The sequence below is a fragment of the Streptomyces gottesmaniae genome (assembly GCF_031845845.1).
Classification (GTDB): Bacteria; Actinomycetota; Actinomycetes; order Streptomycetales; family Streptomycetaceae; genus Streptomyces; species Streptomyces akebiae.
Genome location: NZ_JAVRFJ010000002.1, coordinates 350,686 through 377,290, shown reverse-complemented (window position 1 = coordinate 377,290; position 26,605 = coordinate 350,686). Strand labels below are relative to the sequence as shown.

The 26,605-nt window shown below is 72.8% G+C and carries 24 protein-coding genes; 13 read left to right on the top strand and 11 right to left on the bottom strand.

The features are described from left to right. Window positions 1-9 precede the first annotated feature (9 nt). Window positions 10-813, bottom strand: a complete 804-nt coding sequence (locus tag RM704_RS04170; RefSeq protein ID WP_033526560.1) for a nuclease-related domain-containing protein — start codon at window positions 811-813, stop codon at window positions 10-12. Window positions 814-946: 133 nt separating this feature from the next. On the opposite strand from RM704_RS04170, the gene RM704_RS04165 reads away from it, so the two are divergent. The 7 genes from RM704_RS04165 (at window position 947) to RM704_RS04135 (ending at window position 8,023) form a co-directional block, all read left to right on the top strand. Next, complete coding sequence (locus RM704_RS04165; RefSeq protein ID WP_033526561.1) at window positions 947-1,465, top strand: protein-tyrosine phosphatase family protein; 519 nt, start codon at window positions 947-949, stop codon at window positions 1,463-1,465. 136 nt (window positions 1,466-1,601) lie between these two features. Further along, window positions 1,602-2,603: a hypothetical protein gene (locus tag RM704_RS04160; RefSeq protein ID WP_311589489.1), complete on the top strand. Its 1,002-nt coding sequence runs from the start codon at window positions 1,602-1,604 to the stop codon at window positions 2,601-2,603. Further along, a complete protein-coding gene (locus RM704_RS04155; protein ID WP_033526562.1) occupies window positions 2,600-3,868 on the top strand; it encodes an ATP-binding protein in 1,269 nt (422 codons plus the stop codon). The genes RM704_RS04160 and RM704_RS04155 overlap by 4 nt, the downstream gene beginning before the upstream one ends. Window positions 3,869-4,026: 158 nt before the next feature. Beyond that, entirely contained in the window at window positions 4,027-4,386 is a 360-nt protein-coding gene (locus tag RM704_RS04150) for an SH3 domain-containing protein (RefSeq protein WP_033526563.1), read from the top strand. Window positions 4,387-4,429: 43 nt separating this feature from the next. After that, the gene (locus RM704_RS04145) at window positions 4,430-5,875 is read left to right on the top strand and encodes an FtsW/RodA/SpoVE family cell cycle protein (RefSeq protein WP_052145958.1); all 1,446 of its coding nucleotides are present in this window, start codon (window positions 4,430-4,432) and stop codon (window positions 5,873-5,875) included. Further along, window positions 5,872-7,335, top strand: a complete 1,464-nt coding sequence (locus tag RM704_RS04140; RefSeq protein ID WP_033526564.1) for a penicillin-binding transpeptidase domain-containing protein — start codon at window positions 5,872-5,874, stop codon at window positions 7,333-7,335. The genes RM704_RS04145 and RM704_RS04140 overlap by 4 nt, the downstream gene beginning before the upstream one ends. A gap of 148 nt (window positions 7,336-7,483) precedes the next feature. Beyond that, a complete protein-coding gene (locus RM704_RS04135; RefSeq protein ID WP_033526565.1) occupies window positions 7,484-8,023 on the top strand; it encodes a DUF3291 domain-containing protein in 540 nt (179 codons plus the stop codon). On the opposite strand, the gene RM704_RS04130 is transcribed toward RM704_RS04135, so the two are convergent. After that, window positions 8,016-8,846: a hypothetical protein gene (locus RM704_RS04130; protein ID WP_311589524.1), complete on the bottom strand. Its 831-nt coding sequence runs from the start codon at window positions 8,844-8,846 to the stop codon at window positions 8,016-8,018. The two genes, RM704_RS04135 and RM704_RS04130, sit on opposite strands and share 8 nt — an antisense overlap. A gap of 124 nt (window positions 8,847-8,970) precedes the next feature. Between RM704_RS04130 and RM704_RS04125 the strand changes: the two genes are divergently transcribed. The 4 genes from RM704_RS04125 to RM704_RS04110 all read left to right on the top strand — a co-directional run bounded on the left by RM704_RS04125 (window position 8,971) and on the right by RM704_RS04110 (window position 12,073). Further along, window positions 8,971-9,927, top strand: a complete 957-nt coding sequence (locus RM704_RS04125) for an AurF N-oxygenase family protein (RefSeq protein WP_033526567.1) — start codon at window positions 8,971-8,973, stop codon at window positions 9,925-9,927. A 249-nt stretch (window positions 9,928-10,176) separates the two neighbouring features. After that, a complete protein-coding gene (locus RM704_RS04120) occupies window positions 10,177-10,902 on the top strand; it encodes a TetR/AcrR family transcriptional regulator (RefSeq protein ID WP_033526568.1) in 726 nt (241 codons plus the stop codon). A 10-nt stretch (window positions 10,903-10,912) separates the two neighbouring features. After that, window positions 10,913-11,254, top strand: coding sequence for a DUF8847 domain-containing protein (locus RM704_RS04115; RefSeq protein ID WP_033526569.1), 342 nt, complete (start codon window positions 10,913-10,915; stop codon window positions 11,252-11,254). Between the two features lie 102 nt (window positions 11,255-11,356). Continuing rightward, the gene (locus RM704_RS04110) at window positions 11,357-12,073 is read left to right on the top strand and encodes a hypothetical protein (RefSeq protein ID WP_033526570.1); all 717 of its coding nucleotides are present in this window, start codon (window positions 11,357-11,359) and stop codon (window positions 12,071-12,073) included. 111 nt (window positions 12,074-12,184) lie between these two features. Here RM704_RS04110 and RM704_RS04105 read toward each other — a convergent pair whose 3' ends face one another. The 5 genes from RM704_RS04105 to RM704_RS04085 all read right to left on the bottom strand — a co-directional run bounded on the left by RM704_RS04105 (window position 12,185) and on the right by RM704_RS04085 (window position 18,251). After that, entirely contained in the window at window positions 12,185-13,420 is a 1,236-nt protein-coding gene (locus RM704_RS04105; RefSeq protein WP_033526571.1) for a styrene monooxygenase/indole monooxygenase family protein, read from the bottom strand. Window positions 13,421-13,473: 53 nt separating this feature from the next. Continuing rightward, complete coding sequence (locus RM704_RS04100; RefSeq protein WP_259408262.1) at window positions 13,474-14,049, bottom strand: GTP-binding protein; 576 nt, start codon at window positions 14,047-14,049, stop codon at window positions 13,474-13,476. A 277-nt stretch (window positions 14,050-14,326) separates the two neighbouring features. After that, window positions 14,327-14,821 carry a DUF742 domain-containing protein gene (locus RM704_RS04095; RefSeq protein WP_311589478.1) on the bottom strand — a complete coding sequence of 165 codons (495 nt, stop codon included), beginning with the start codon at window positions 14,819-14,821 and terminating at the stop codon, window positions 14,327-14,329. After that, a complete protein-coding gene (locus tag RM704_RS04090; RefSeq protein ID WP_033526573.1) occupies window positions 14,818-15,339 on the bottom strand; it encodes a roadblock/LC7 domain-containing protein in 522 nt (173 codons plus the stop codon). The genes RM704_RS04095 and RM704_RS04090 overlap by 4 nt, the downstream gene beginning before the upstream one ends. Then, window positions 15,336-18,251, bottom strand: a complete 2,916-nt coding sequence (locus RM704_RS04085; protein WP_192829620.1) for a sensor histidine kinase — start codon at window positions 18,249-18,251, stop codon at window positions 15,336-15,338. Before RM704_RS04085 ends, RM704_RS04090 begins: the two co-directional genes overlap by 4 nt. A gap of 365 nt (window positions 18,252-18,616) precedes the next feature. Between RM704_RS04085 and RM704_RS04080 the strand changes: the two genes are divergently transcribed. Beyond that, complete coding sequence (locus tag RM704_RS04080) at window positions 18,617-19,402, top strand: protein phosphatase 2C domain-containing protein (protein WP_033526575.1); 786 nt, start codon at window positions 18,617-18,619, stop codon at window positions 19,400-19,402. Window positions 19,403-19,457: 55 nt separating this feature from the next. Here the strand turns inward: RM704_RS04080 and RM704_RS04075 are convergent, their stop codons facing one another. The 4 genes from RM704_RS04075 to RM704_RS04060 all read right to left on the bottom strand — a co-directional run bounded on the left by RM704_RS04075 (window position 19,458) and on the right by RM704_RS04060 (window position 24,490). Next, window positions 19,458-19,973, bottom strand: coding sequence for a MarR family winged helix-turn-helix transcriptional regulator (locus RM704_RS04075; protein WP_033526576.1), 516 nt, complete (start codon window positions 19,971-19,973; stop codon window positions 19,458-19,460). 170 nt (window positions 19,974-20,143) lie between these two features. After that, window positions 20,144-22,546 (bottom strand): endopeptidase La, encoded by a 2,403-nt coding sequence (lon, locus tag RM704_RS04070; RefSeq protein ID WP_033526577.1) that lies wholly within the window; start codon window positions 22,544-22,546, stop codon window positions 20,144-20,146. A gap of 203 nt (window positions 22,547-22,749) precedes the next feature. Next, window positions 22,750-23,610 (bottom strand): rhomboid-like protein, encoded by an 861-nt coding sequence (locus RM704_RS04065; protein WP_033526578.1) that lies wholly within the window; start codon window positions 23,608-23,610, stop codon window positions 22,750-22,752. Window positions 23,611-23,788: 178 nt separating this feature from the next. Then, window positions 23,789-24,490, bottom strand: coding sequence for a TetR/AcrR family transcriptional regulator (locus RM704_RS04060; protein WP_033526579.1), 702 nt, complete (start codon window positions 24,488-24,490; stop codon window positions 23,789-23,791). Between the two features lie 333 nt (window positions 24,491-24,823). Here RM704_RS04060 and RM704_RS04055 point away from each other — a divergent pair, with 333 nt between their 5' ends. Further along, the gene (locus RM704_RS04055; RefSeq protein WP_033526580.1) at window positions 24,824-26,578 is read left to right on the top strand and encodes a glycoside hydrolase family 3 protein; all 1,755 of its coding nucleotides are present in this window, start codon (window positions 24,824-24,826) and stop codon (window positions 26,576-26,578) included. Window positions 26,579-26,605 lie beyond the last annotated feature (27 nt).

Below are 26,605 nucleotides of genomic sequence, written 5' to 3'. Positions count from 1 at the left end.
CGCGGCGGTCTACACCCGTGTCCACGTCCGCCGGTCGCGCGCCGTCGCGTGCAGGCCCTCCACGTCCGCCGGCTTCAGCACCCCACCGGCGCGGGCGAGTTCCGACAGGTCCGTGTCGCGCAGGACGCGTACCTCCCGCAGGGGTGTGGTGACCACGACGGCGGAGGGTTCGGCGAGGGCGAGGACCGGACGGACCTCGGCGGTCAGGGCGTAGGAGGCGCGGTCGGCGTCGGCGCGCAGTCCGCGCAGCAGCGCGCGGGGTTCGTGCCGGCCCACGGCGACCATGGGGTCGGTGACGACGACGCGCTGCCGACGGGCGTGGACGGAGCGGACGCAGAACAGGCCTCCGGGGCCCACGACCAGGTGGTGGATGCGGTCACCGCCGGGCAGCGGCACGGAGTGCAGGGTGTGCCAGCCCGCGCCCTCCAGCCGGTCCAGCGCGTCGCCGACCGTCCGCTCGGCGGCCAGGGCTCGGCGGCGCGGATCGGGGCGCAGCCGGCGCGGCGGGCCGGGGGCGCGGTCGAGGGAGATCAGCAGGGCCTCGCCGGGCCGGTTGGGGGCGAGGTCGTCGTCCGGCGGGAGGCTCAGCCGGGCCAGTTCGGCGGGGGTCGGCACGGGCGGCGGCCCCACGGTGACCGGGCCGATGACGAAGGGGCCGAGGACGGCCAGCACGTCCTCTCTCAGCTCCTCGCTGAGGAGGTTCACCCGGCCCGCCTCACGGTCGTACCAGGCGACGTTCCTCCCGTCGGTCCGGCACACGTACAGGCGCTGTTGTCCGTGACGCCAGGTCGGTATGACGCGCAGTCGGTTCATGCACCATCACCCCACGACCATGGGAACAGGCGGGGTGCTCCATCGGCAAGAACCCGGCTACCTTTGAGGTGACGACCCGTCGTCAGGGGCCGGGGTCCGTCAGGAGGGGCCCTGAGGCCTGGGGGAGGCGACGTTGCGCACGCGCAAGCAACCCGATGTCCCGGCTCCGAGGGAACCGTGGAGCGAGATCGTGCCAGGGCTGTGGATGGGCGGGCACGAGTTCGCGGGCCCGGCCGGTACCGGGAGCGTCGAATTCGCGGTGGTGCGCGACGAGTTCGATCTGGTGCTGACCCTGCTGCGGCTGCCGGGGCACGGCCCGGACGACGGTGTCGAGCACCATGTGTGGCCGATCCCGGACGGACCGCTGGACGGTACGCAGCTGGCGGGTGTGATGCGGCTGGCACAGGCGGCGTGCGACGCGCTGGAGGACGGCCGGCGGGTCCTCGTGCGCTGCTACAGCGGGTACAACCGCTCCGGTCTGGTCGTGGCGCACGCGCTGATCCGCGACGGGCACTCCGCCGAGGAGGCGATCCGGCTGATCCGCACCCGCCGTTCACCGTGGGCGCTGCACAACGAGCTGTTCGTGGAGTACCTGCACACGGGGCTGGCGACGGTCCGGCTGCTGGAGGAACTGGAGGAGCCCGCCGAGTAGCGGGGGGTGCGCGACCGAGCCGTCACGAAAAAGCACTTCCGCACGAATTAGGGTGTACGGGATCACAGCGGCCTCCCGCGCAGGCAGCCCCCGAGCCGCCCTCCCCGTACCCGTACCCCCCAGGAGTCCCGGTCCCGTGTCCCCGAGCCGCCCCGCGCGCGCTGCCGTCGGCGTCTTCGTCGCCGTGGCCTCCGTCCTGCTGCTGGGCGGTTGCGGCGACTCCGGGGGCCTGGTGAGCGCGGGCGCGACACCCACCGCGAGCGGCCCGACCCGGCTGTGGCCCGGGGAGCCGCCCGCCTCCTCTCCCGCCTACGACTACGGAGAGGCCGAGACGGAGGTGGTCAGGGGTATCAAGGCTCCCGGTGAGGACATCCACGAGGTGGACCCGCTGGCCGTCGTCCGCGCGGAGATCGCCGCGCATCCCGACGTGTACTCCGGGTCCGAGGCCCTCTACGGGGAAACGGCCGCGCGCATGGCCGACTGCGGCAAGGGTCGATCGAACGACACGGACGGCACGGACGGCACAGGCAGCAGGGAGGGCGCAGACGGCAGGGAGGGCGCAGACAGCAGGGACGTGACCGCCGGTACGGGCGCCGCCCGCGCCGCGTGCCCCGTCCTCAAGGCCTACTACCGGGACCTCACCGGCGACGGGCGCGACGACATGGTGCTCGGCTTCCGGTTGCTGCCCGGCAACCAGACGGCGGTGCGGATGTACACGTTCCAGGCGGACCGGCTGGTGCAGGTGCTGGCCAACGACGACGCCGTGCTCGCGGTCGAGCTGGCGGGCCGTACCGTGATCATCCGCTCCCCCGCCGGCATCGTCGGCTACGAGTACCGCACGCAGTGGACCTGGGACGAGGACCAGCTGGCGATGCTGCTCACCCGGGACGAGATCCTGCGCGTGGGCGCGTCGGCGAAGCCGTCCCGGTCTCCCGCGGCCTCCCCCTCCGCCTCCCCCTCGTCCGTCGCACCCTCCGCCTCCCCCTCGTCCGTCGCACCCTCCGCCTCTCCCTCGTCCGTCGCACCCTCCGCCTCCCCTTCGTCCGTCGCACCCTCCGCCTCCCCCTCGTCCGTCGCACCCTCCGCCTCCCCTTCGTCCGTCGCACCCTCCGCCTCGTCGTCGGTGAGGCCGGGGTGAGCGCCGAGAGGTCCGGGCGGAAACGGTTCGGCCTGCCCCGGTGGACCTCCTCGCTCACCTGGAAGGCGCTGGCCTTCATCACGGTCATGTGCTGTGGGCTGGCCGCGCTGCTCGGCGCCCTGGTGCATGTCTCCGTCACCAACCGGACCGTGAGCGACGCCCGCTCCCGGACCCTGGTCCGGCTCGACGAGGCCGCACGGGCGTACGAGGCCGGGACCCGGCTCCCGCCCGATTCCGGGATCGACCCGCGGGGCCTGCCGGGGGATCTCCGCGAGCTGGCGGTGAGCGGGCGGCGCGGCACGATGGTCGGGGTCGTCTCCGGGGTCCCCTCGATGTGGGCCGCCGCCCCCGCCGACGGCCGCGCCCTCGCCGTACAGATCGACTACGCCCAGAGCGCGTCCACCATCGAGAACCTCGACCGGGCCATCCTGGGCTCTTCGGCGCTGGCGATCGGGGTGACCCTGATCTTCGGCGCGCTGGGGGTCAGCGGGGTGACCCGGCGGCTGCGCACGACCTCCCAGGTGGCCCGGCGGATCAGCGCGGGCGACCTGGACGCGCGGGTCGGCGACCCCCGCACGACGGACCCGGCGCGCTACCGCGACGAGGTGGCCGCGGTGGCCGCCGCGCTCGACACCATGGCGTCCACGCTGCAGCGGAAGCTGATCGGCGAGCAGCGGTTCACGGCGGACGTCGCGCACGAGCTGCGGACGCCGTTGACCGGGCTGCACGCGGCGGCCGAGCTGCTGCCGGCGGGGCGGCCGACGGAGATGGTGCGGGACCGGGTCGCCGCGCTGCGGACGCTGACCGAGGATCTGCTGGAGATCTCCCGGCTGGACGCGGGGAGCGAGCGGCTGGAGCTGGACGCGATCCGGCTCGGGCAGCTGGCGGAGCGGGTGGCCGCGCACGCGAGCGGCGACACCGAGGTGCGGGTCGTGCGGGACGCGTGGGTGGAGACGGATCGGCGGCGGCTGGAGCGGGTGGTGGGGAACCTGGTGGCCAACGCCCACAAACACGGGGCGTCCCCGGTGGTGTTGACCGTGGAGGGGGCGGTGGTGAGCGTGCGGGATCACGGGAACGGGTTCCCGGACTACCTGGTGACCGAGGGGCCGCAGAGGTTCCGTACGGAAGGGGCCGGCAAGGGGCACGGGCTGGGGCTGACCATCGCCGTGGGGCAGGCGGAGGTGCTGGGGGCGCGGCTGGAGTTCGACAACGCTCCGCAGGGGGGCGCTCTGGCCGTGCTGCGCCTGCCGGCCGGTGAGGGCTGACCGCGCCCACGCGGCGCGGTCGCACACAGCGGACGCCGCCCCGCGCCCCCTTGCAGGGGCGCTGCTCTGATGGCCCATTGAGAAAGGCGCCCTCTCTCCCCTCCTCCTAATGTGGCGAATAGTCAGCCTCGCCCCCTTTTTTCCTGGAGGAGCATCAGATGTCCCTGCGGATTCTGCTCATGCGGTTCGGAATAGCCGCTGCCGGTGGCGCCCTGCTGGCGTTCGCGGCCACGACTCCCGCCGCCGGTGTCGAACAGGAGGACCCCCGGAAGAGCAAGCAGATCGTCGACGGCGAGGTCGTCGCCCGCACCGGCCTCGTGCTGCGCAGCGCGCCGACCCGTGGAGGTTCGGTCATCCGGGTCGCGCGGTACGGAGAGATCGTCAAGATCTACTGCCGGGCCGAGGGCCAGAGCGTCGACGGCAACCGGCAGTGGTACTTGCTCGTCGACGGATCCTGGGCCTGGGGCTCGGCCCGCTACATCGCCCCCTTCAAGACGCCACTCTGGTGCGACGCCTGAGCGACAAGACACACAAGGCATTCCATTTGGGTAAGTTCCGGGCATGACCACCAAGGCCGGAACGACCCTGGCGGCGGACCCCTCGGATCCGTCCCCGCCGCCCGCCGTACGCCTGCTCCGGCGCCGAGGCGTCGAGTTCACCCTCACCGTCGTGGCCGTCCTGCTCTCCGTGTACGGCTACTGCGCTGTCGGTCTGGCCAAGAACGGCACCGTCCCGCCCGGCGCCGCCGACTACGGCGCCGGGCTCGGCGTGCTCGCGCTGCTGGCCCATCTGGTGGTCCGGCTGCGGGCGCCGTACGCCGATCCGCTGCTGCTGCCGATCGCGGTGCTCCTCAACGGCCTGGGTCTGGTGCTGATCCACCGGCTCGACCTGGAGACCCCGGCCGACCAGGCGGCGCCCGCGCAGCTGAACTGGTCGACGCTCGGGGTGGCGCTGTTCATCACGGTGGTGGCGCTGCTGCGCGACCACCGGGTGCTCCAGCGGTACGCGTACGTCTCGGTGGTGGCCGCGCTCGCCCTGCTGGCGCTGCCGATCCTCTTCCCTCCGGTCAACGGGGCCCGGATCTGGGTGCGGGTCGCCGGGTTCTCCATCCAGCCGGGCGAGTTCGCGAAGGTGCTGCTCGCGCTGTTCTTCGCCAGCTACCTCGCGGCGAACCGCAACGCGCTGGCGTACGCCGGACGTCAGATCTGGCGGTTCAGACGCCTCCAACTGCCCACCGGGCGGGTCCTCGGCCCGATCGTCACCATCTGGCTGCTGAGCGTCGGCGTCCTGGTCCTGGAGCGGGACCTGGGCACCTCCCTGCTGTTCTTCGGACTGTTCGTGATCATGCTGTACGTCGCCACGGGCCGCACCGGCTGGATCGCGGTGGGACTGCTGCTGGCGTGCGTGGGCGCGGGCGCCGTCGGCTGGCTCGAACCGCACGTCCACAGCCGCGTCGAGGACTGGCTGCATCCGTTCGCGTCGATCGAGGCGGGGCAGGGCGCCAACCAACTCGCCCAGTCGCTCTTCGCGTTCGCCGCCGGCGGGCTGCTCGGCACCGGGCTCGGACTCGGCCACTCGATCCTGATCGGCTTCGCCGCCAAGTCCGACTTCATCCTGGCCACCGCGGGCGAGGAGCTGGGCCTCGCCGGACTGTCCGCGATCTTCCTGCTCTACGCCCTGCTGGTGGAGCGCGGCTACCGGGCCGGCCTCGCCCTGCGCGATCCCTTCGGCCGTCTCCTCGCCACCGGCCTCGCCTCGATCATCGCCCTCCAGGTCTTCGTCATCGCCGGCGGTGTCACCGGCCTCATCCCGCTCACCGGCATGGCGATGCCCTTCCTCGCCCAGGGCGGCTCCTCCGTCGTCACCAACTGGGTCATCGTGGCGCTGCTGATGCGGCTCAGCGACTCCTCCCGGAGGCAGTACGCCCCCGGGCCGCCGCCGACGGGCGCGCGCCGGGGCACGGAGCACGAAGGCCGGAACGAGGTCCGGGAGGGCCGGGGCGCATGACCAAGTACATCCGCCGGGCCGCCGCCCTGTGCGCCCTGCTGCTGCTGGCCCTTCTCGTCAACGCCACCCGAGTCCAGGTGCTCCAGTCCCGGGCCTACGACGACAATCCCGCCAACCGCCGCCCGGAGATCGCCCGTTGGGGCCAGCCGCGCGGGGACATCGTGGTCGGGGGGCGCCCGGTCACCGGCTCGAAGGACACCGGGGAGCAGCTCCGCTACGAACGGACCTACCGCGACGGCCCGTTGTACGCGCCGGTCACGGGCTTCGCCTCGCAGGTGTACGGGACGACGTTCCTGGAGCACGCGGAGGACTCCGTCCTCGACGGCAGCGACCCGCTGCTGTCCTTCCTCCCGCTGTGGAACGACATCACCCGTGACCAGAACGCCGGCGGCGCGGTCGTCACCACGATCCAGGAGGCGGCCCAGCGGGCGGCGTACCTGGGACTCGGCGCGCGCCGGGGCGCGGTCGCCGCGCTCGAACCGGCCACCGGACGCGTGCTGGCACTGGTCTCCCGGCCGTCGTACGACCCCTCCGTGCTCTCCGGCAACGGCCGGGAGGCGGCCGAGGCGTGGGCGCGGCTGAACGGGGACGCGAGCAGGCCGATGCTCAACCGGGCGGTGCGGCAGACCTATCCGCCGGGCTCGACCTTCAAGGTGGTGACGGCGGCCGCCGCGCTGGACGCCGGGGTGGTCACCGACCTCGACGCCCCGACCCGCTCCCCCGACCCGTACACCCTGCCGGGCACCAGGACCTCCCTCGCCAACGAGGTCGAGGGCTGCGAGAACGCCTCGCTGCGCTATGCCTTCGAGTGGTCCTGCAACACGGTCTTCGCGAAGCTGGGCGTGGACATCGGACTCGACGCCATGACGGACACCGCCCGCGCCTTCGGCTTCAACGACTCCGGCCTGCGGATCCCCTTCTCGGTCGCCCCCAGCAGCTTCGACACCGAGATGGACCGGGCCCAGCTCGCCCTCTCCTCCATCGGCCAGTACGACACCCGGGCCACGCCCCTGCAGATGGCGCTCGTCACGGCGGCCGTCGCCAACGGGGGCTCGGTGCGGTCGCCGTACCTGGTCGAACGCACCACCACGGCGAGCGGCCGCACGGTCGCCGGCTCGGGGACGCACACCCTGCGCCAGGCCATGGAGCCCACCACCGCGCGGCGACTGCGCGATCTCATGCGCGGCGTCGTCGAGGACGGCACCGGCGCCAACGCCGCCCTCCGCCACGCCACCGTCGGCGGCAAGACCGGCACCGCCCAGCACGGCATCGGCAACTCCGGCACGCCCTTCGCCTGGTTCATCGGCTGGGCCCAGTCCGACGACGCGATCGAACCGGAGGTGGCCGTGGCGGTGGTGGTGGAGGACGCGGAGGCGGTACGGGGCGACATCAGCGGGGGCGGGGACGCGGCGCCGATCGCGAGGGAGGTGATGCGGGCGGTGCTGAGGGCCTCCGGCTGAGGGCGACGCCCCGTCGGCGGGTACGGGCAACCGAGCCGGCAGCTCGACCGGCGCGCACCGTGACGACCAGGTCCGACCGGGCCCGACCATGCCCACCATCTGAGATAAGCGATGGGGTCCCGTCCCCGGCCCGACCTATCGTGCGCCCATGACGACCGCCACGCACGAACTCGCCCAGGTCAACATCGCCCGCCTCAAAGCCCCCTTGGACTCTCCCCTGTTGAAGGACTTCGTCGACGCCCTCGACCCGGTGAACGCGGTCGCGGACCGTTCCCCCGGCTTCGTCTGGCGCCTGCAGAGCGACTCCGGCAACGCGACGGACATCCCCGTCCTCGGCGACGAATGGCTGATCATCAACATGTCGGTGTGGCGGGACACCGACGCCCTGACCGCCTTCATGTACCAGGGTCGGCACCGGGAGTTGCTGTCCCGCAGGCGGGAGTGGTTCGCGCGCCTGAGCGAGGCGGCGACCGCCCTGTGGTGGGTCCCGGTCGGTCACCGGCCCACCGTGGCCGAGGCGGAGGAACGGATCCTCCACCTGCGCGCCCACGGCCCGACCCCGTACGCCTTCACGCTGCGCACACCGTTCCCGGCGGGACCGACCGGACCGACCGGACCGACCGGACCGGCGGAGCTCATCGCGGAGCCGGCGCCGAGGCCCGTCGCGCCGGACGCGGCCCTCAGCTGATCGGCTGCCGGAGTTCGGAGCGGACCTCAAGGGTGCGCTCCGCGAAGGCCTCCACGTCCACCTCCGAGGCGTCCCGGCCGACGCTCTCCACGCTCAGCTCGGCGACGGACGCGCCGGTGTTGCCGTCGGCCCAGGCGCACATCGGGTACGTGATCTCGCTGCCCGCCTGGTCCTGGGTGACGACCTGACAGCTGATGGTGAGGTCGGAGTCGCCCGGGGTGTAGTCCTCGGGCGGCACGACCACCGTGATGCTGCTGACCCCGGCCGCGCCCTTCAGCATGTTGTCGCGGGCGGCGTCGGTGTTCTTGAACCGGCCGTACATGCCCGAGACGATCAGGGCGCCCTCGGCCCCGTCCGCCCGGGGTGCGTACTGCGCGACGGCGGCCGTGACGTCACGGGCGTCCCAGGCGCCCTCCGCCTCGTCCTCCACCTGCCGCCCCGTGGTGTCGGAGAGGTCCTGGGCCAGCTTGTACTCACCGTCGAGGACGGTCTCGGGCAGGGCCAGCTTGTACTCGGCCTCCGGGAATCCGCTGGTGCTCTGCGTCCCGACGACCCACAGGCCCACGGCCCCGAGCACGACGAGCCCGACGACCCCGCCGACGATCCCGAGGACGAGCCCGACCCGGCTCTTCGGCGGCGGCGCGGGCTGCCAGCCGCCGGGGTGGGGCGCGCCGTACTGCTGCGGTGGCGGCGGGTACTGCTGGGGCACGTGCGGGTGCTGACCGTACGGCTGTGGCTGCGGTTGCGACGGGTACGGCTGCTGGCCGTACGGCCCCTGGGGCGGCGGCTGCTGACCGTAGGGCTGCTGAGGCGATGGAGGCATGGACACGCCAGCACGCTACTGCACAAGTCCTGCGCAAAGGATTGACGGCCTTGCTGACAAGTAGTCTCATAAGCGGTGACCGCTGGTAACTCCCTGAACTCCCGTACGAGGAGCTGCGACAGCCATGACTACGGTGACCTCGCTGGATTCGACGAACCCCGAGTCGGAGGCGGAGGTGCTGCGCGACGCGCTCGGGCTCCTCAAGGACCGGGAACAGGTGGCCGAGCGGCTGCTCGTCTCCTCCGCGAAGCACTCCTTCGACCCGGACGAGGAGCTGGACTGGGACGCCCCCTTCGAGGAGGGGAAGTGGTTCTGGCCGCCGGAGCTGGTGTCCCTGTACGGGACGCCGATGTGGCGGAAGATGTCGGAGGAGCAGCGCATCGCGCTGTCCCAGCACGAGGCCGCGGCGCTGGCCTCCCTCGGCATCTGGTTCGAGATCATCCTCATGCAGCTGCTCGTCCGGCACATCTACGACCGCGCCGCGACCAGCGCGCACGTGCGCTACGCGCTCACCGAGATCGAGGACGAGTGCCGGCACTCGAAGATGTTCGCCCGGCTGATCAGCAAGGGCGGTACCCCGTACTACCCGGTGAGCCGGCTGCACCAGAACCTGGGCCGCGTCTTCAAGACGATCTCGACGACGCCGGGATCCTTCACCGCGACCCTGCTCGGCGAGGAGATCCTCGACTGGATGCAGCGGCTGACCTTCCCCGACGAGCGGGTCCAACCGCTGATCCGGGGCGTCACCAGGATCCATGTCGTCGAGGAGGCCCGGCACGTGCGGTACGCCCGGGAGGAGCTGCGGCGTCAGATGGTGACGGCGCCCCGGCTGTCCCGGAGCTTCACCCGCGTCACGTCCGGCGAGTTCGCCCGCGTCTTCTCCGTCGCGTTCGTCAATCCCGAGGTCTACTCGAACGTCGGCCTCGACCAGCGGGCGGCCGTCGCCCAGGTACGGGCCAGTGGGCACCGTCGCGACATCATGCAGACCGGGGCGAAGCGGTTGACGGACTTCCTGGACGACATCGGGGTGCTGCGGGGGCCGGGGCGACGGATGTGGAGGTCGTCGGGGTTGTTGCCGTAGGCGCGTCAGGAGATGGGGGTGCCTGTGCGTCGGCGGGTGCGGCGCGGTGCGGCTTCTCGCGCAGTTCCCCGCCCCCCTGAAAGCCAGACCCTGCGGGCCTGAAAAGCACGGGGCGCAGCCCCTGCTTTTCAGGGGCGCGGGGAACTGCGCGAGCACCCCCCACCGGACCCGCACCCGACAACGCACCCCAACGCACCCTCACCCCCACCACACCCCCGACCCGGCGGCGCAGCCCGTACGCTGCGAGGTATGACGTCCGAGGCCCCCACCCGCGCGTACCGTCGGCTCAGTGTCGAGGAGCGGCGCAGCCAGTTGCTGGACGCGGCCCTGGAGCTCTTCGCGCACCACGCGCCCGAGGACGTCTCCCTCGACGACGTGGCGGAGGCGGCCGGCGTCTCGCGGCCCCTCGTCTACCGTTACTTCCCCGGCGGCAAGCAGCAGCTCTACGAGGCGGCCCTGCGCACGGCCGCGGAAGAGCTGGAGCACTGCTTCGACGAGCCCGCCGAGGGCCCCCTCACCAGCCGTCTGGCCCATGCCCTCGACCGGTACCTGGACTTCGTGGACACGCACGACACCGGCTTCAGCGCCCTCCTCCAGGGCGGCAGCGTCGTGGAGACCTCCCGGGCGACGGCCATCGTGGACGGGGTCCGGCGGGCCGCCGCCGACCACATCCTGCGGCACCTGGAGGTGGCCGAGCCGGGCCTCCGGCTGCGGATGACCGTCCGGATGTGGATCACCTCGGTGGAGGCCGCCTCCCTCATCTGGCTCGACGAGGGAAAGCAGCCGGACGTCGGCGAGCTGCGGGACTGGCTCGTCGAGCAGTTCGTCGCCTGTCTCACCGCCACCGCCGGCCGCGACCCGCAGACCGCCGCCGTCGTACGGCACGCCCTCACCGTGGAGACCCCCGACGGCGCCGCCGGGGCCCTGGCCCGGCGCATCCTGCCCGTGGTCGGTGACGCCGCCCACCTGCTGTGACACTGGTCGGGTGAAGAGCCAAGACACCCCCTTCGTGGGCGGCCCCCTCGACGGGCGCGTCCTGCCCGTGCCGCTCGGCATCACCGGGCACCCCCCGAAGACGTACCGGGTCCCGGTGCCCGACGCCGCCGGCGGCCCGCCGACGGTCCTCGTCTACCACCGGGTCGACGCCGGACGGGGCGGCCTGCTGCACCAGCTGTGGAGGTACGAGTACGCCCCGGACGCGGATCCCCGGCGCCACCTGAAGTGGCCCTGGTCCAAGCCGGACGCCCCGGCGGGCGGCGGCACGCCGCACAGCGCGGACGGGCAATCCGCCACGCCGCCCGCCCGGCCGCGCCCCACCGACGAGTGACACCCCCGCACCGAACGGTCCACCCGGCGCGCGGCCGCCTCCCCCTCCCCCGATCCTGCCGGTGCGAGGTGGACGGCCCACCTCAGCACCGGAGGTGATGACGTGTCAGAAAGGTTTCTGCGTCTGGTCGGTACGGCGACGGTCGCGGCCCTCACGGCCGGCGCCCTGCTCACCACGGCCCCCGCACCCGCCCTGGCCGCCCCGGCACCGCCCGCCGCCGACACCGACACTGCCGCCGACACCGCCGCCGAGTCCCCCTCCCCCGAGGACCGCTCGGTAGTCGACCTCCTCACCGATCTGCGACGGCTGCACCGCGAGGCCGAGAAGGCCGCCGAGGCGTACGGCAGGACCGGCCAGGAGCTCAGGAAGCAGCGGGCCGAGGTGGCGAGGCTCGACCACCGGCTCGCGGCGGCCCGCCTCTCCCTGCACGACAGCCGGGGCGCGGCCGGCCGACTTGCCCGGCAGCAGTACCAGAACAGCAGCACCGCGCTCTCCCCCTACGTACGGCTGCTGATGAGCCGTGACCCGCACCGGGCGCTGGAGCAGGGGCATGTGATCGGACAGGTGGCCCAGGAGCGGGCCGAGACGGTCGAGCGCCTGGTCGGCAGCGAACAGGACACCGACGCCCTCGCCCGCAGGGCCCGCGTGGCCCTGGACCGCCAGCTCACCCTCGCCGCCCAGCACAGGAGGGAACACGACACCGCGTCCGACCGCCTGGACGAGATCGAGGAGCTCCTCGCCTCCCTCACCCCGGCGCAGCTGGCCGACCTCAGGAAGTCGGAGGACACCGACGAGGCCACGCCCGGCCGAAGCCGCTGAGCACCCCGGGCTTGCAGGGGCGCGGGGAACGGCGCGAGAAGCCCCACCGGGCCCACGTCCGGCAGCCGGCGAGCACCGGCATGCGGGCGCGCACCCCCACGGCGCCCGCCCCTAAGCTCCCGCGACCTCCGCAAGATACGCCCGGGTCTTCTCCGCCTCGTAGAAGTACCCCTCGAAATCGGCCGGGTCGTCGAAACCATTGGCGAATCGATCCGCCACGACCGGCAGCCCCTCGGCCGCCCCGACCAGCTCCAGGACGTGCTCGGCCGGCGGAGCCAGCATCGTGTTGGTCCACTTGGTGACCGGTCCCGCGATCTGCCAGAACCGCTCGAACGTCCGCCGCATCCACACCTCGTCGAACTCCCCGTCCCCGTGGTCGAGGATCGCCGAGAGGTACACGGCAGCGCACTTGGTCGCCGAGTTCGCCCCCTGCCCGGTGAGCGGGTCGTTGGCCACGACGACGTCCCCGGCCCCCAGCACCAGTCCGCCGCTCGGGAGCTGCCCGACGGGGTGCCGCACGACCGGTGTGTAGCGGCCGGTCAACGCCGCCCCGGGATCCGTCACCTCGACGTCCGCGGCCCGCGCGTACTCCCAGGGTGTGTACCGCTTCATGAGGTCCAGGGTCAGCGCGAGCTGCCCCTCCGCGTCCCGGACACCCCCGAAGACGTCGAGCGGCCCGTCGGGCAGGCCCAGCCAGAAGAGGGCGTCGGCGCGCCCGGAGGTGGTGAGGACGGGCTGGACGATGAGTTCGCCGACGCCGGGCACCAGGTTGCAGCGGGCCGCGTCGAACTCCGGGTGTTCGGGGCGCGGGCCGAGGCCGTGCACGTACACCGCGGCGAGCGCGCGCTGCGGTTCGGTGTAGGGCGAGCGGGCGGCGTCGCGGCGGAACATCCGCACCAGTTCGCCCTTGCCCGCCGTGACGAGCACGAGGTCGTACACGCGGGAGAAGTAGTCCAGGTCGGAGACCGCGGCGCCGTGGATGACCAGTTGGCCGCCCCGCCGGGAGAACGTCTCCATCCAGCCGGCCATCTTCACCCGCTGGTCGACGGCCTGTGCGTACCCGCGCAGCCGGCCGACCCAGTCGACGGCGCGTTCCCCGGCCGGGCCGGCGACGGAGACTCCGACGCCCTCGATCCTCGGCGCCTGGGACTCCCAGAAGTTCAGGTCGAGCTCGCGCTCGTGGCGCAGGGCCGAGTCGAACATGCACTGGGTGGACATGATGCGGCCGGCGCGTATCTCGTCCGGGGTGCGATTGGACATCAGTGTGACCTCGTACCCGTGCGACTGGAGCCCGAGGGCCAGTTGCAGCCCGGACTGGCCGGCTCCGACGACGAGAATCTTCCGCATCCGGACAGGTCTCCTGGTTGGTCCGTGGCGTCCCGCGTCGTCCCGCTCGGGGACTATTCGGGGCTGAGGGATATCGCGTGGGCGCACAGCGCCAGCAGGGTCTCCATCGCGGAGGCCCGCTTGCGCGCGTCCATGATCATGACAGGTACGTGGTCGGGCACGGTCAGCGCGTCCCGTACGTCCTCGGGCTCGTAGCGCACACTGCCGTCGAACGCGTTGACCGCGACGATGTACGGCAGTCCACAGCTCTCGAAGTAGTCGAGCGCGGGGAAGCAGTCGCCTAGTCGGCGGGTGTCGGCGAGGACGACCGCGCCGATCGCGCCGCGCACCATGTCGTCCCACATGAACCAGAACCGCTCCTGCCCGGGCGTGCCGAACAGGTAGAGGACGAGGTCGTCGTCGAGGGTGATGCGGCCGTAGTCCATGGCCACGGTGGTGGTGAGCTTGTCCGGTGTCGCGGAGAGGTCGTCCGTGCCGGCGCTGGCCTCGGTCATCAGCGCCTCGGTCCGCAGCGGGGTGATCTCGGAGACCGCGCCGACGAAGGTGGTCTTGCCGACGCCGAAGCCGCCCGCCACCACGATCTTCGTGGCGATGGGAGCCCGGCTCAGGTCGGACTGCCAGGGCTTCAGCTCCTCCTCGACCTCCGCGCCCGGCCCCGCCGGGTCGGCTTCGGCACCGGCCTCCGCTTCGGTGAGCCGGTCGGGACCGCGCGAGGCGGCCCGGGCGTGGCCCCCGGGCGGGGCCGCGTCGGTGTCGATGCCGACGCCGTGCGTGCCGAGACCGGCAGGCACGGCGTCCGCGTCGAGACGAGGAGCGTCCGCGTCTATCTCGACGCGGGGGGCGTCGTCGTCGACGCCCGGGGTGACGCCGGCCGAGGCGTCGGGGTTGACGCCGGCCGAGGCGGCGTCAGAGACGGCGGAGTCCACTCAGCACCCTTTCCAGCAGAGCGCGGTCCGGCTGTCCCGGTCCGTGACCTGTTCCGTACACGCGGATCTTTCCCTGGTCCGCGAGATCGCTGAGGAGGACGCGGACCACACCGAGCGGCATCTTCAGCAGCGCGGCGATCTCCGCCACCGTCCGCATACGGCGGCAGAGTTCGACGATGGCCCGCATCTCGGGCATCACCTTGGTGTTGAGTGAACCATTGGCCAACTTCGGCCGTTCCGCCGGGGCTTCGAGTACGGCTACGAACGTCTCCACGAGCAGGACGTGGCCGAAGCGGGTGCGGCCCCCGGTGAGCGAGTAGGGGCGTACGCGGGCGGGTTTGCGGTCGCCGCCACGCACGGGCAGCCTGTTGGCGCCCTTGGAGCCCTTCGCGCTCGCCGCCCCGTGCGGCACGGCCGTCCTCTTCGCCGGGCCGGGCTCGGGGGCGCGCGGCCTGCTCCTCCTCGGGCCGCTCATCGACGGCTCCCGGCCGCCTCGGTCTCCCGCTGGGACTCGGCCTCCAGGGACTTGCGCAGTTCGCTGCGGAGTTCCGGGGTGAGGACATGGCCGGCGCGGCCGACGAAGAGCGCCATGTGGTACGCCACCACGCTCATGTCGCAGTCCGGGGAGCCGTGCACCCCGAGCAGCGAGCCGTCGCTGATCGACATCACGAAGAGGCTGCCCTCGGCCATCGCGACCATCGTCTGCTTGACCCCGCCGAACTCCATCAGTTTGGCGGCGCCGATGGTGAGGCTGCCGATGCCGGAGACGATGGTGGCCAGGTCGGCGGCGGAGCCCCGCGGGCCCTGCGGCCGCTCTTCCCGGGCCTCGCGGGCCTCGGCGTTCCTGCCGGGGTCGGAGGAGAGCAGGAGCAGGCCGTCGGAGGAGACCACCGCGACCGACAGCAGCCCCGGCACCTCCTCCACCAGGTTGGTCAGGAGCCAGTGCAGGTTGCGGGCTTCACTGCTCAGTCCGAAGGTCATGGGCGCGGTCAACTGCTTTCCTCCTCGGAAGTGCCCCCCGTGGTGTCAACTGCCTCTGTCCGGTACTCATGGGGCACGGGCATCCGTGTCTCACCCGACTGCTCGGCGATCTCCGCCTCAACGTCGCGCCGCCCCTCCCTGGCCCCTTGGTGGAACCCGCCGAGCCGACGGCGCAGTTCCTCGGCGTTCACGCCGCCCACCCGTGGGCGGGGGGTCGTGGGTGCCGGCGCGGTGATCCTGGGCGTGCGCTTGGGCAGGCCCTTGTCGGTGAGGCGCGGGGTCGGTTCACCCCGTGGCCCCTCCGTGCCGGCCCGTGACACCTCGGTCGCGCGCGCCGTGTTCCCCTCGTCGGCGGCCCGCTCGTGGGTGTCGGGTTCGCCCGGGTAGGGGGCGTCCCCGTCGGTGCCGGTGCCGGTGTCGGTGTCGTGAGCGGCGAAGCCCTCGTCGCTCTCCTCTTCGGCGCCCTTCCCCGGGGCCACCGGAGCGAAGAGCTCCATCGTCGTCTCGGACACGGACTCGGTCCCGGACGCGGGTCCGGCTCCGGCTCCGGTGTCGGGGCCGGACGCGGCCTCGGGGTCGTCGTCTTCCGGTACGACGCTCCCGGCGGCCTCTGCGGCGTCGGCGGCCGTCCCCACGGCCTCCCTCGCCTGAAGTGCCCGCTCGGCCGCCTCGATGAGGGGGTCGCCGTCGCCCTCGGGCTCGCGTACGGCGACGGATCGGCCGGGCAGGACGTTCGAGTTGGCCTCGGCGTCGGCACCCGGCAGCGAGAACTGGGGCGCGACGGAGACCGGTGTACCCACGGGCACGGCGGGCGTGGGGGCCAGCAGCGCCTTGGGCAGGACGACGACCGCGGCGGTGCCGCCCGAGCCGTGCGGCTGGAGCTGGACGGGCACGCCGAGCCGGTGGGCGAGGCGGGCCACGACGTACAGGCCGAGGCCGAGGCCCTCGCCGTCCTCCTGCTCGTAGGGCGCCTCGGGGTCGAAGTCGGTGAGGCGGGAGTTGAGCCGGGCGAGCCGCTCGGGGGCCACCCCGATACCGCCGTCCTGGACGGAGAGAGTGATCTCGCCGTTCTCCATCAGCCAGCCGGTGACCTCGACGGACATCTCCGGCGGCGAGAACGACGTGCCGTTCTCCAGGAGTTCCGCGAGGAGGTGGCTGAGGTCGTCGGCGGCGAACCCGGCGACGTGCGCGCCCGGCGGCAGCGCGGCGATGCGGACGCGTTCGTACCGCTCGATCTCGCTGACCGCGGCGCGGACGACGTCGACGAGCGGGACGGGCCCGGCGTGGTGCTGGACGTGCTCGTGACCGGCCAGGACGAGGAGGTTCTCGCTGTGGCGGCGCATGACGGTCGCGAAGTGGTCGAGCTTGAAGAGGGTGGCGAGCCGGTCGGGGTCCTGCTCGCGCTCCTCCATGGACTCGATGACGGCGAGCTGCCGCTCGACGAGGCCGAGGGTGCGCAGCGCGAGGTTCACGAACGTGGCGTGGACGCTGTGCTGGACCTTCGTCAGATAGGCCGTCGCCTCGGCGAGTTCGGCGCGCAGCCGGTCGCGGTCGTCGGCCATGGTCTGGCGCTGGCCGATGAGGTGCTTGCGGTCGCCCTCCAGCGGCGCGAGCCGCTCGTGCAGGGCGAGGGCATGCGCGTGGAGCGCGTTGACCGAGCGCACGACCTGGGCGAACTCGTCGTTGCGGCCGGTGAACTTGACCGGTTCCTCGTTCGCCGGGTCGCCGGCGACCCGGGCGGAGCCAATGCGCACCACCGCGAGCGGGCGGGTGAGGGAACGGGCCATGCCGGTGGCGACGCCGACGGCCAGGAGCATCAGGGCGCCGAGGACGGCGACCCGGATCTCCAGCGCGGTGACGTCCTCGTCGCGCAGCTGGGCAAGGTCCTTGGTGCGCCGGTCGTAGAGGGAGGACTCGGCGCCGCGCATCAGGTCCACGCGGGCGGAGAGGGCCGCGCCGACCTTCTCGGCGCTGGTGCCCGCCTCGCTGTCGGAGAGCGTGGGCTGGTCGGTGAGGTCCGCCAGGTACTTGTCGGCGGCGTCGGCCTCGGGGCCGGTGACCGTGGCGTCGTAGGAGGAGCGTCCGGCGGCGGGCGCGGTCTCGCGGAAGTGGGCGAGGGCGGCGTCGGAACGGACGCGGGCCTGCTGGGCGACGGCGGTGAGGGCGTCGCGCTGCTTCTCGTCGGCGGCCGAGGCGCCGGTCGTGGTGGTGGGCAGCCCGGTGGTCGGGTCGATGACCGTCTGGGTGGTGGTCGGGACACTGAGCGCGGCGACGAGCAGCCCCCGGGCGGCGGCGGCCTGCTGGACGGCGGTGTCGAGTTCGGCGAGGGCGTAGGCGCCGCCGCCCGCGCGTGGCGGCAGCTCGGCGGCCAGTTCCTCGGCGAGGGCGTGGAGCTCCGTGACGACGGCGGTGTACGCCGTGTGTGCCTCCAGAGCGGTGCTCTTCCCGGAGAGCGCCGATTCCCGCACGCCGGCGATGGAGGCGATGTCGTCGCGCAGGGCGGCGGAGGTGTCGGTGTCGGCGCTCAGCTCCTCGGCCTGGGTGTCGACCCGGTCGCTGCGCTGTTCGCTGGGCGCGGCCGACCTGGGGCGTCCGGCGGCGATGTACGCGGTGACCTCGTCCCGCTCGTCCGCGAGCGCGTGTGCGAGGGTGAGCGCCTCCTGGGTCTGCTCGGCGAGCGTGACGAGGCTCTGGGTCTCGTGCAGCTGCTCCGAGGCGGCGAGGATCGAGGGTGCCCCGGCGCCCGCTATGGCGGCGGCCACGACGGCCACGGCGACGATGAGCCGGTTGCGTACGTGCGCCTTCCGCCCGGTGCCGACGGCCGGGGCCCCTGCCTGTGCCGTCCCCTGCTGGTTCGGGGAGGCCTTCGAGGCTGCCTGCTTGCCTGCGCGCCGAGGCCGCGTCTTCTGCACCGGTGCTCGCATTCCTGACTCGTGTACCCATTAGCCCGGGTGACGATCCGTCAACTCGTCAAATACGGCCGTCCCCCCGGTACGGCTCCCGACCCTCCCAGTGCCGGTGGGCAGTGGTCCCGCATCATCGGTCCCGCCACCCGAAGGAGTGAACATCCCCGAGGAGTTGGCGGGCAAGTTCCCTCGGCTCGTGCCGATGCCCCCCGCAGCGGGCCGGTTGGACGTCGGCGACGCGCTTTGACAGTATTCGCCGCCGCGCTTCACCGCTCACGATCATTCCATGCCAAACCCGGCGGCCCGCCTGGAGGGTCCGGGTCGTACGGCGACCATTGTCGGCCTTTCACGGATCTTGTGGCGGGCTCGTGCAGACTGGCCGAATGCGCACGGAACTCGTCTCCGAACCCGGCGATCCCCGTCGCCCCAACGAGGACTTCGCGTCGGTGGCCCTGCCCGCGGGGGGACAGGGCGGCGCCCTCGTCCTCCTCGACGGCGTGACGCCGCCGCCCGACGGCTACGGCTGTCGACATTCGGTCGCATGGTTCACTTCCCGCCTTGGCGGCACCCTGACCGAACTGTCCGTTTCGGAGCGGGATTCACCGTTGCCCGACGTGCTCTCACAGGCCATTTCTCGTACCGCCCGGGCCCACGCCCAAACCTGTGACCTTTCTCACCCACGAACCCCACAGGCCACGGTGGTCCTCGCCCGCTGGTCGCAAGCGGCCGTGGAGTACCTGGTGTTGTCGGACTCGGCTCTGCTGTTCGAGCGGCAGGACGGCGCGGTGACGGCCGTACTGGACGACCGCCTCTCCCTGCTGCCCCGGGCCTCGTTGGCGACGGCCGCGATCGCCGACTCGACGGTGCGGAACAAGGAGGGCGGGTTCTGGACGGCGGCCGCCGATCCCGCCGTGGCCGCGCGGGCGGTGACGGGCACCGTCGCCCGCGAGGAGGTCCGTGCGCTGGTCGCGTTGACGGACGGGGCGGGCCGTTGGGTGGAGACCTTCCGCGAGGGCGACTGGGCGGACTGCCTCACCCTCGTCCGCAAGACGGGGGCGCGAGGGCTGGTGCAGCGGGTGCGGGAGCTGGAAGCCACGGATGTGGAGCGGGAGTTCCTGGGCCGCGCCAAGACGCACGACGACGCCAGCGTGGTGTTCGTGGAGTGGTGAGCGGCTCCTCCGGGTGACGGGCTCACCCCCCGCCCACGAGGGGCTCCTCGGCCGCTCAGCTCTCCACACCGCGGTTCAGCTGGTGCAGCAGACGCGCGAGCTCGGCCACCTCGTCCCGGTCCCAGCCGGCGAGCTGCCGTACGTAGGCGACCCGGCGGGCGTCCCGGACCGCCCGGAAGCGGGCCCGGCCCTCCTCCGTGAGGTGGACGAGCCAGGCACGCCCGTCGGCGGGGTCGGGCTCGCGGGCGATGAGACCGAGGTGTTCGAGGGCGCGAAGCTGACGGGACATGGTGGCCTTGCCGACGCCGATGTAGGCGGCGAGTTCGGTGGCGCGCAGGCGGCCGGCCTCGTCGAGGCGGGCGAGGAGACCGTAGGCGGCGGACTCCAGGTCGGGGTGGACGGCCCGGGCCATCTCCCCGGACTTGGCACGGGCGCGCCGCAGCAGGACCGTCAGTTCTCGCTCCAGCGCCAGGAACGCCTGGTCCATGCCGGCCGCCGGCATACCGGCCCCGACACCGCCGTCGGCCCCGACACCGCCGTCGCCGTCGCCGTTTCCGCCCTCGTCGTGCACGTCAGCGCTCCTGCTTTCCGATTCCGGGTTCCTGAAGGTTCTCGCCGACCCCGCTTCGCGGGCAGCGCCGTTCAGTATTTCGCAGGCGGGAGCGGACGGTGACCGCCGCGCGGGCGGTCACCGTCCGCTCAGGGAACGGTCCGGGTGGGCTGCGGGTGCCGATCCGGCGCTCACGCGGCCACGGGCACCTCCACCGCCGCCGGGGCCAGGGCCAGTTCCAGGACCTGACGGACATCGGTGACCGCGTGGACGTCGAGCTTGTCCAGGACCTCGGCGGGCACGTCGTCGAGGTCGGCCTCGTTCCGCTTAGGAATGATGACGGTGGTGACACCGGCCCGGTGCGCGGCGAGCAGCTTCTGCTTCACCCCACCGATGGGCAGCACCCGCCCGGTCAGCGAGACCTCACCCGTCATCGCCACGTCCGTACGGACCAGCCGCCCGGACAGGAGCGAGGCGAGGGCCGTCGTCATGGTGACGCCGGCGCTCGGGCCGTCCTTCGGCACCGCGCCCGCCGGGAAGTGGATGTGCACGCCCCGGTCCTTGAGGTCGGCGACGGGCAGCTCCAGTTCCGCGCCGTGCGAGCGGAGGAAGGAGAGGGCGATCTGCGCGGACTCCTTCATCACGTCGCCCAGCTGGCCGGTGAGGGTCAGCCCCGCCGCGCCCGTCTCCGGGTCGGCGAGCGACGCCTCGACGTACAGCACGTCGCCGCCCGCGCCGGTGACGGCGAGCCCCGTCGCGACGCCCGGCACGGCCGTACGCCGCTCCGCCGGGTCCTGCGCCGCCTCGGGCACGTGGTGCGGTCGCCCGATGAGCCCGCGCAGGTCCCCGTCGGTGACGGTGAACGGCAGCTCCCGCTGCCCCAGTTCGTGCTGGGCCGCGACCTTGCGCAGCAGCCGCGCCACGGACCGCTCCAGGTTCCGTACGCCCGCCTCCCGCGTGTACTCACCGGCGAGCTTGCGCAGCGCGCTCTCGTCGAGCACGACCTCGTCGGCGTCGAGCCCGGCCCGCTCCAGCTGCCGGGGCAGCAGGTGGTCCCGGGCGATGACGACCTTCTCGTCCTCCGTGTACCCGTCGAGCCGGACGAGCTCCATCCGGTCGAGCAGTGCCTCGGGGATCGCCTCCAGCACGTTGGCCGTGGCGAGGAAGACGACGTCGCTCAGGTCCAGTTCGACCTCCAGGTAGTGGTCCCGGAAGGTGTGGTTCTGCGCGGGGTCGAGGACTTCGAGCAGCGCCGCCGCCGGGTCGCCCCGGAAGTCCGAGCCCACCTTGTCGATCTCGTCGAGCAGGACGACCGGGTTCATCGAACCGGCCTCCTTGATGGCGCGGACGATACGGCCGGGCAGCGCGCCCACGTACGTACGCCGGTGCCCGCGGATCTCGGCCTCGTCGCGCACACCGCCGAGCGCGACCCGGACGAACTTGCGCCCCATGGCGTGCGCCACGGACTCGCCGAGGCTGGTCTTGCCGACACCGGGCGGCCCGACGAGCGCGAGCACGGCACCGCCGCGCCGCCCGCCGACGACGCCGAGCCCGCGTTCGGCCCGCCGCTTGCGCACCGCGAGGTACTCGGTGATGCGCTCCTTGACGTCCTCCAGCCCGGCGTGCTCGGCGTCGAGGACACCCTTCGCCCCCTGGATGTCGTACTCGTCCTCGGTCCGCTCGTTCCACGGGAGTTCCAGGACGGTGTCGAGCCAGGTGCGGATCCATCCGCCCTCGGGCGACTGGTCGCTGGACCGCTCCAGCTTGTCGACCTCCTTGAGCGCGGCCTCCCGCACCGCCTCCGGCAGGTCGGCGGCCTCCACGCGCGCCCGGTAGTCGTCGGACTCCTCGCCGTCCTTCTCGCCGTTGAGCTCGCGCAGTTCCTTGCGGACGGCTTCGAGCTGACGCCGCAGCAGGAACTCGCGCTGCTGCTTGTCGACGCCTTCCTGGACGTCCTTGGCGATGGTCTCGGCGACGTCCTGCTCGGCGAGGTGGTCGCGGAGCAGCTGGGTGGCGAGCTTCAGCCGGGCGACGGGGTCGGCGGTCTCCAGGAGCTGGATCTTCTGCTCGACGGTGAGGAAGGGCGAGTAGCCGGAGTTGTCGGCGAGTGCGGAGACGTCGTCGATGGCCTGCACCCGGTCCACGACCTGCCAGGCGCCGCGCTTACGCAGCCAGCTGGTGGCAAGTGCCTTGTACTCCTTGAGGAGTTCGACGACCTGGCCGGGCAGCGGCTCCGGCACGCTCTCGTCGAGGCGGGTCCCCTCCACCCACAGGGCGGCGCCGGGTCCGGTGGTCCCGGCCCCGATCCGCACCCGCCCTATGGCACGGATGAGCGCTCCCGGATCTCCGTCGGCCAGCCGTCCGACCTGCTCGACGGTCCCGAGCACACCCGTGCTCGCGTACGACCCGTCGATCCTCGGTACCAGCAGCACCTTCGGCTTCCCGGGCACCGCCCGCGCCGCGGCCTGCGCGGCCTCCACCGCGGCCCGTACATCGGTGTCATTGAGGTCCAGGGGCACCACCATTCCCGGCAGCACGACCTCGTCGTCGAGCGGCAGTACGGGCAGGGTGAGCGGTGCGGACGTCGATGCCATGATCTCTCCCTCGGCAGTCAAGTTGAGCTATGCGGACTCAATGCACATGAGCCGAGGAATGTTCCCCGAGAGGGCGACCGTTCGCTGTGGGCGATCACGACCGCCCTGCCTGCGACGTCGCAGGCGCCGAGAGGGCTCCCTTCGGCGCCGCCCGCCGCGGCACTCCGCTTCCCGGGCTCCCCCTCGACCCGCGCGGTACGCGGCTACGCGCCGGTCGTGGCGGCCTGAGCCCGACCCGTACCCGTTTCCGAGCCGACCGGACCACCTCGCGCCGCCCGCCGCCACCGTCGTACCGCGGGCCACGTCGCCACCCCGATGGCCAGGGACAGCAGATGCCCCCAGTTGGTCATCGGGTCCGTGAACGCGATCAGGTCGTCCACCAGCATCCCGCCGAAGCCCAGCAGGAGCAGCCACCGCGGCCAGGGCGGCAGCAGGCCCGCCAACGCGCCGGCGCTCGCGGCCACACCGAAGCTGATGCCGTAGTCGAGGCGGTGGAGGGAACTGTCGGGGAGGTGGCCGGCCAGGACGGCGAAGCCCACCGGGACCTCCGTCGCCAGGGTGGCGAGGACATGGCCCAGCAGGAAGACGCCGGCCGTGCGCCACCCGCCGATCCGGCGCTCCAGCGCGGTCAGCACCAGCAGAAAGGCCAGGGCGTACAGGGAACCGACCCCGCCCGCGACCCACAGCGCGCTCGCGAGCAGCACCGGCACCGGGGTGCGGACCAGATGCGCCACATCCGTACTGGAGCCCTGATGCAGGACGTGCACCAGGGTCGGGTCGGCGTACTCGGCGACGAGCGAGGTCATCACGAGGACGGTGGCGTAGAAGAAGGTGAAGGGCGTGCCGACGGGGGTGGGGAGCAGCCGCCAGGGGCGCGGGAACGGGAGGCGCCGGTGCCGGGAGGATGTACGCCCGGCGCGCGCCTCGGTCTCCTCCGCGCACGCCCCGGCATCCGCAGCCTCCGCCGGCTCCCGCTCGGTCGCCCGCCCGGGTGTCGCACCCGGCTGCCGCGGGATGCCGTCGAGGACGGGCCCCGCGGCCTCCACAGTCTCGGCGGCGTCCAAGGTGAGGGGCTCCTTCCGTTTCACCTCACCCTCGACGCCCCGGCACGCCCCTGTCTGTGACCCCCGCCACCCGAAGGGCGATTCACAGCAGACCGACAGCACTCGGGCCTCCACGAGCCCACCGCCACCACTCCACCGGTGCCACCCCTCCGCACGGGCCCTCCGCACCGGCCCTCCCCTACGAGCCCTCCGCGCCGATCTCCCTCCGCACCCGCTCCACATACGCCCGGAAGCGGCCCGCCATGTCGAACCCCTTCGGATCGAGCACCCACTGGATCTGCAGCCCGTCCATCACCGCGGCGAGCTCCTGCGCGACGGCCAGGACATCCGTGTCGGCCCGCAGTTCACCGCTGTCCACGCCGCGCCGCAGTACTCCGGACAGGGTGCCCACCACCTCGGCGTACCGCTCGACGAAGTACGCGTGGGCGGGGTGCCCGGGGTCGCCGGCCTCGGCGGCCAGGACGTTGAACATCCGGGTGCGGCCCAGCCGCGCGCCGTTGTACTCGGCGAGTCGCACGAGGGCCGTGAACATCTGGGCCGCCGACTCGAACTCCCGCGAGAAGAACCGCTCCCGGTCGCTTGCGTCTATGCGTTCGAGGACCTGGACGAGAAGGTCCTCCTTGCTGGGGAAGTGATGCAGCAGCCCGCCCTGGGTGATGCCGACCTCGGCGGCGATCCGGGCCAACGAGGAGGCGTGGAAGCCCCGCTGGGCGAAGTGGTCGACGGCGGCGTCGAGAATGCGCAGCCGCCGCTCGTCCCCGACGGCGTACGTGCCCCGCGCGCCGGAGCCCTCCGCCTGGCGCGCGGCGGAGCTGTCGGGCCCGTCGGGCTCGCGCGCCACGGAGCTGTCGGACCCTTCCGACCTCCGGTTCCGCACCATGGCCGCCACCCTAGCCCCGCCACGCCGCCTCGCAGGCCTTCGCGGACCGGCGGTTACACGAGTCAATCCCCCTTTCTTTCAAGCCATGTACCGCGTGAGAGTGGCCACTTGTCCAAAACCTAGTACCCACTCGGTTTTGCTGCTTCCCTGAACGGGCCTGCGCGGCGACGGCCCCCTCGCCCCAGGAGAGCCCATGGCCGTCACCCCGGACGCCGTGCCGCTCGGCAAGGCGACCGCTCAGGGGGGTGGTCCGCCCGGCCACCGCTTCGTACCACCGTTCCGAACCCGGCAACCGTCCCGACCCAGGCCACCGTCTCCTCCAAGGAACCCCGGATGACCACAGCCCCGTACCGCGACCCGAGCCGTCCCGTCGACGAACGGGTGGAGGACCTCGTGGCCCGGATGACCCTCGCGGAGAAGGCGGGTCAGCTCTTCCACACGATGCTGACGATGAACGGCGACGGGACGCTCGCCGAGGCGACCGACGGGCCGTTCCCCCGGCAGGGCACCACGGAACTGGTCGTGGGCGGCCATCTGACCCACTTCAACCTCGTGGGCCGGTACGGGACGCGGGAGACGGCGGAATGGGTCAACCGGCTCCAGGCACTCGCGGCCGACACCCGACTGGGCATCCCGGTCACCCTCTCCACCGACCCGCGCCACTCGTTCACCGACAACCCGGGCGCGTCCTTCGCCTCCGGCGCCTTCTCGACCTGGCCCGAGCCCCTGGGCCTGGCCGCGATCGGCGAGCCGGAGCTGGTGGAGCGGTTCGGCGACACCGTCCGCCGCGAGTACCTCGCCGTCGGCCTGCGGGTCGCCCTGCACCCGCAGATCGACCTCGCCACCGAGCCCCGCTGGGCTCGCCAGTCCGGCACCTTCGGCTCGTCCGCCAAGGTCACGAGCGCGCTGGTCAGGGCGTACATCCGCGGCCTCCAGGGGCCCCGGCTCGGTCCGCGCTCGGTCGCCGCCATGGTCAAGCACTTCCCCGGCGGCGGCCCGCAACGGGACGGTGAGGACCCGCACTTCCCGCACGGCAAGGAGCAGATCTATCCGGGTGGCATGCGTGACTACCACCTCGCGCCGTTCCGGGCGGCCGTCGAGGCCGGGTGCTCGCAGGTGATGCCGTACTACGGACTGCCGATCGGCGTGGACGGCTGGGAGGAGGTCGGTTTCGGCTTCAACCGGGACGTCCTGACCGGCCTGCTGCGCGACCGCCTCGGCTTCGACGGCATCGTCTGCACCGACTGGGGCCTGCTCACCGACGCCGTCATCGCCGGCGAGACGCACCAGGCCCACGCCTGGGGCGTCGAACACCTCACCGTCGCCGAGCGCGCCGCGAAGGCCCTGGACGCGGGCGCCGACCAGTTCGGCGGCGAACAGTGCCCCGAGGTGATCGTCGAGCTGGTCCGCTCCGGCCGGATCAGCGAGGAGCGCGTCGACGCCTCCGTCCGCCGCCTCCTGCGCGAGAAGTTCGTCCTCGGCCTCTTCGAGAGGCGGTACGTCGATCCGGACCGCGCCGAGGAGACCGTGGGCGCGAGCGAGTTCACCGCCCTGGGCGAGGCCGCCCAGCGCCGCTCGCTCACCGTCCTGACCAACCACTCCCTCCTCCCGCTCACCGACCGCCCGAACCTGTACGTCGAAGGAGTGGGCGCGCAGACGGCGTCCCTGTACGGCAATGTCGTGGCCGACCCTGCCCACGCGGACGTGGCCGTGCTGCGGCTGCGCACTCCGTACGAGGAACGGCCGGGATTCCTCGAGTCCCTCTTCCACTCCGGGTCGTTGGCGTTCGACGAGGAGCGGCTGAAGGACATCCTGGCGCTGCTGGCGGCCGTGCCCACCCTGGTCTGCGTCAACCTGGAGCGGCCCGCCGTGCTCCCGGAGATCGCCGCGAACGCCGCCGCGCTGGTCGCCGACTACGGGGCCTCGGACACGGCCCTGCTCGACGTGGCCTTCGGCCGGGCCCGGGCCGAGGGCCGGCTGCCCTTCGAACTGCCGCGTTCCATGGCGGCCGTCGAGGCGTCCCGTCCGGACGTCCCCGACGACACCGCGGACCCGGTCTTCCCGTACGGCCACGGCCTGGCGCTCTGAGGTCGCGCTCCGATCGAGCCACTGCGC

Bases quoted from the DNA above. Each gene is read 5' to 3' on its own strand.
- RM704_RS04080 (WP_033526575.1), top strand. From the start codon at position 18,617: ATGCGCACGGAACTCGTCTCCGAACCCGGCGATCCCCGTCGCCCCAAC.
- RM704_RS04150 (WP_033526563.1), top strand. From the start codon at position 4,027: ATGTCCCTGCGGATTCTGCTCATGCGGTTCGGAATAGCCGCTGCCGGT.
- RM704_RS04105 (WP_033526571.1), bottom strand. From the start codon at position 13,420: ATGCGGAAGATTCTCGTCGTCGGAGCCGGCCAGTCCGGGCTGCAACTG.
- RM704_RS04085 (WP_192829620.1), bottom strand. From the start codon at position 18,251: ATGCGAGCACCGGTGCAGAAGACGCGGCCTCGGCGCGCAGGCAAGCAG.
- RM704_RS04120 (WP_033526568.1), top strand. From the start codon at position 10,177: ATGACGTCCGAGGCCCCCACCCGCGCGTACCGTCGGCTCAGTGTCGAG.
- RM704_RS04125 (WP_033526567.1), top strand. From the start codon at position 8,971: ATGACTACGGTGACCTCGCTGGATTCGACGAACCCCGAGTCGGAGGCG.
- RM704_RS04140 (WP_033526564.1), top strand. From the start codon at position 5,872: ATGACCAAGTACATCCGCCGGGCCGCCGCCCTGTGCGCCCTGCTGCTG.
- RM704_RS04055 (WP_033526580.1), top strand. From the start codon at position 24,824: ATGACCACAGCCCCGTACCGCGACCCGAGCCGTCCCGTCGACGAACGG.
- RM704_RS04170 (WP_033526560.1), bottom strand. From the start codon at position 813: ATGAACCGACTGCGCGTCATACCGACCTGGCGTCACGGACAACAGCGC.
- RM704_RS04130 (WP_311589524.1), bottom strand. From the start codon at position 8,846: ATGCCTCCATCGCCTCAGCAGCCCTACGGTCAGCAGCCGCCGCCCCAG.
- RM704_RS04060 (WP_033526579.1), bottom strand. From the start codon at position 24,490: ATGGTGCGGAACCGGAGGTCGGAAGGGTCCGACAGCTCCGTGGCGCGC.
- RM704_RS04095 (WP_311589478.1), bottom strand. From the start codon at position 14,821: ATGAGCGGCCCGAGGAGGAGCAGGCCGCGCGCCCCCGAGCCCGGCCCG.
- RM704_RS04135 (WP_033526565.1), top strand. From the start codon at position 7,484: ATGACGACCGCCACGCACGAACTCGCCCAGGTCAACATCGCCCGCCTC.
- RM704_RS04145 (WP_052145958.1), top strand. From the start codon at position 4,430: ATGACCACCAAGGCCGGAACGACCCTGGCGGCGGACCCCTCGGATCCG.
- lon (WP_033526577.1), bottom strand. From the start codon at position 22,546: ATGGCATCGACGTCCGCACCGCTCACCCTGCCCGTACTGCCGCTCGAC.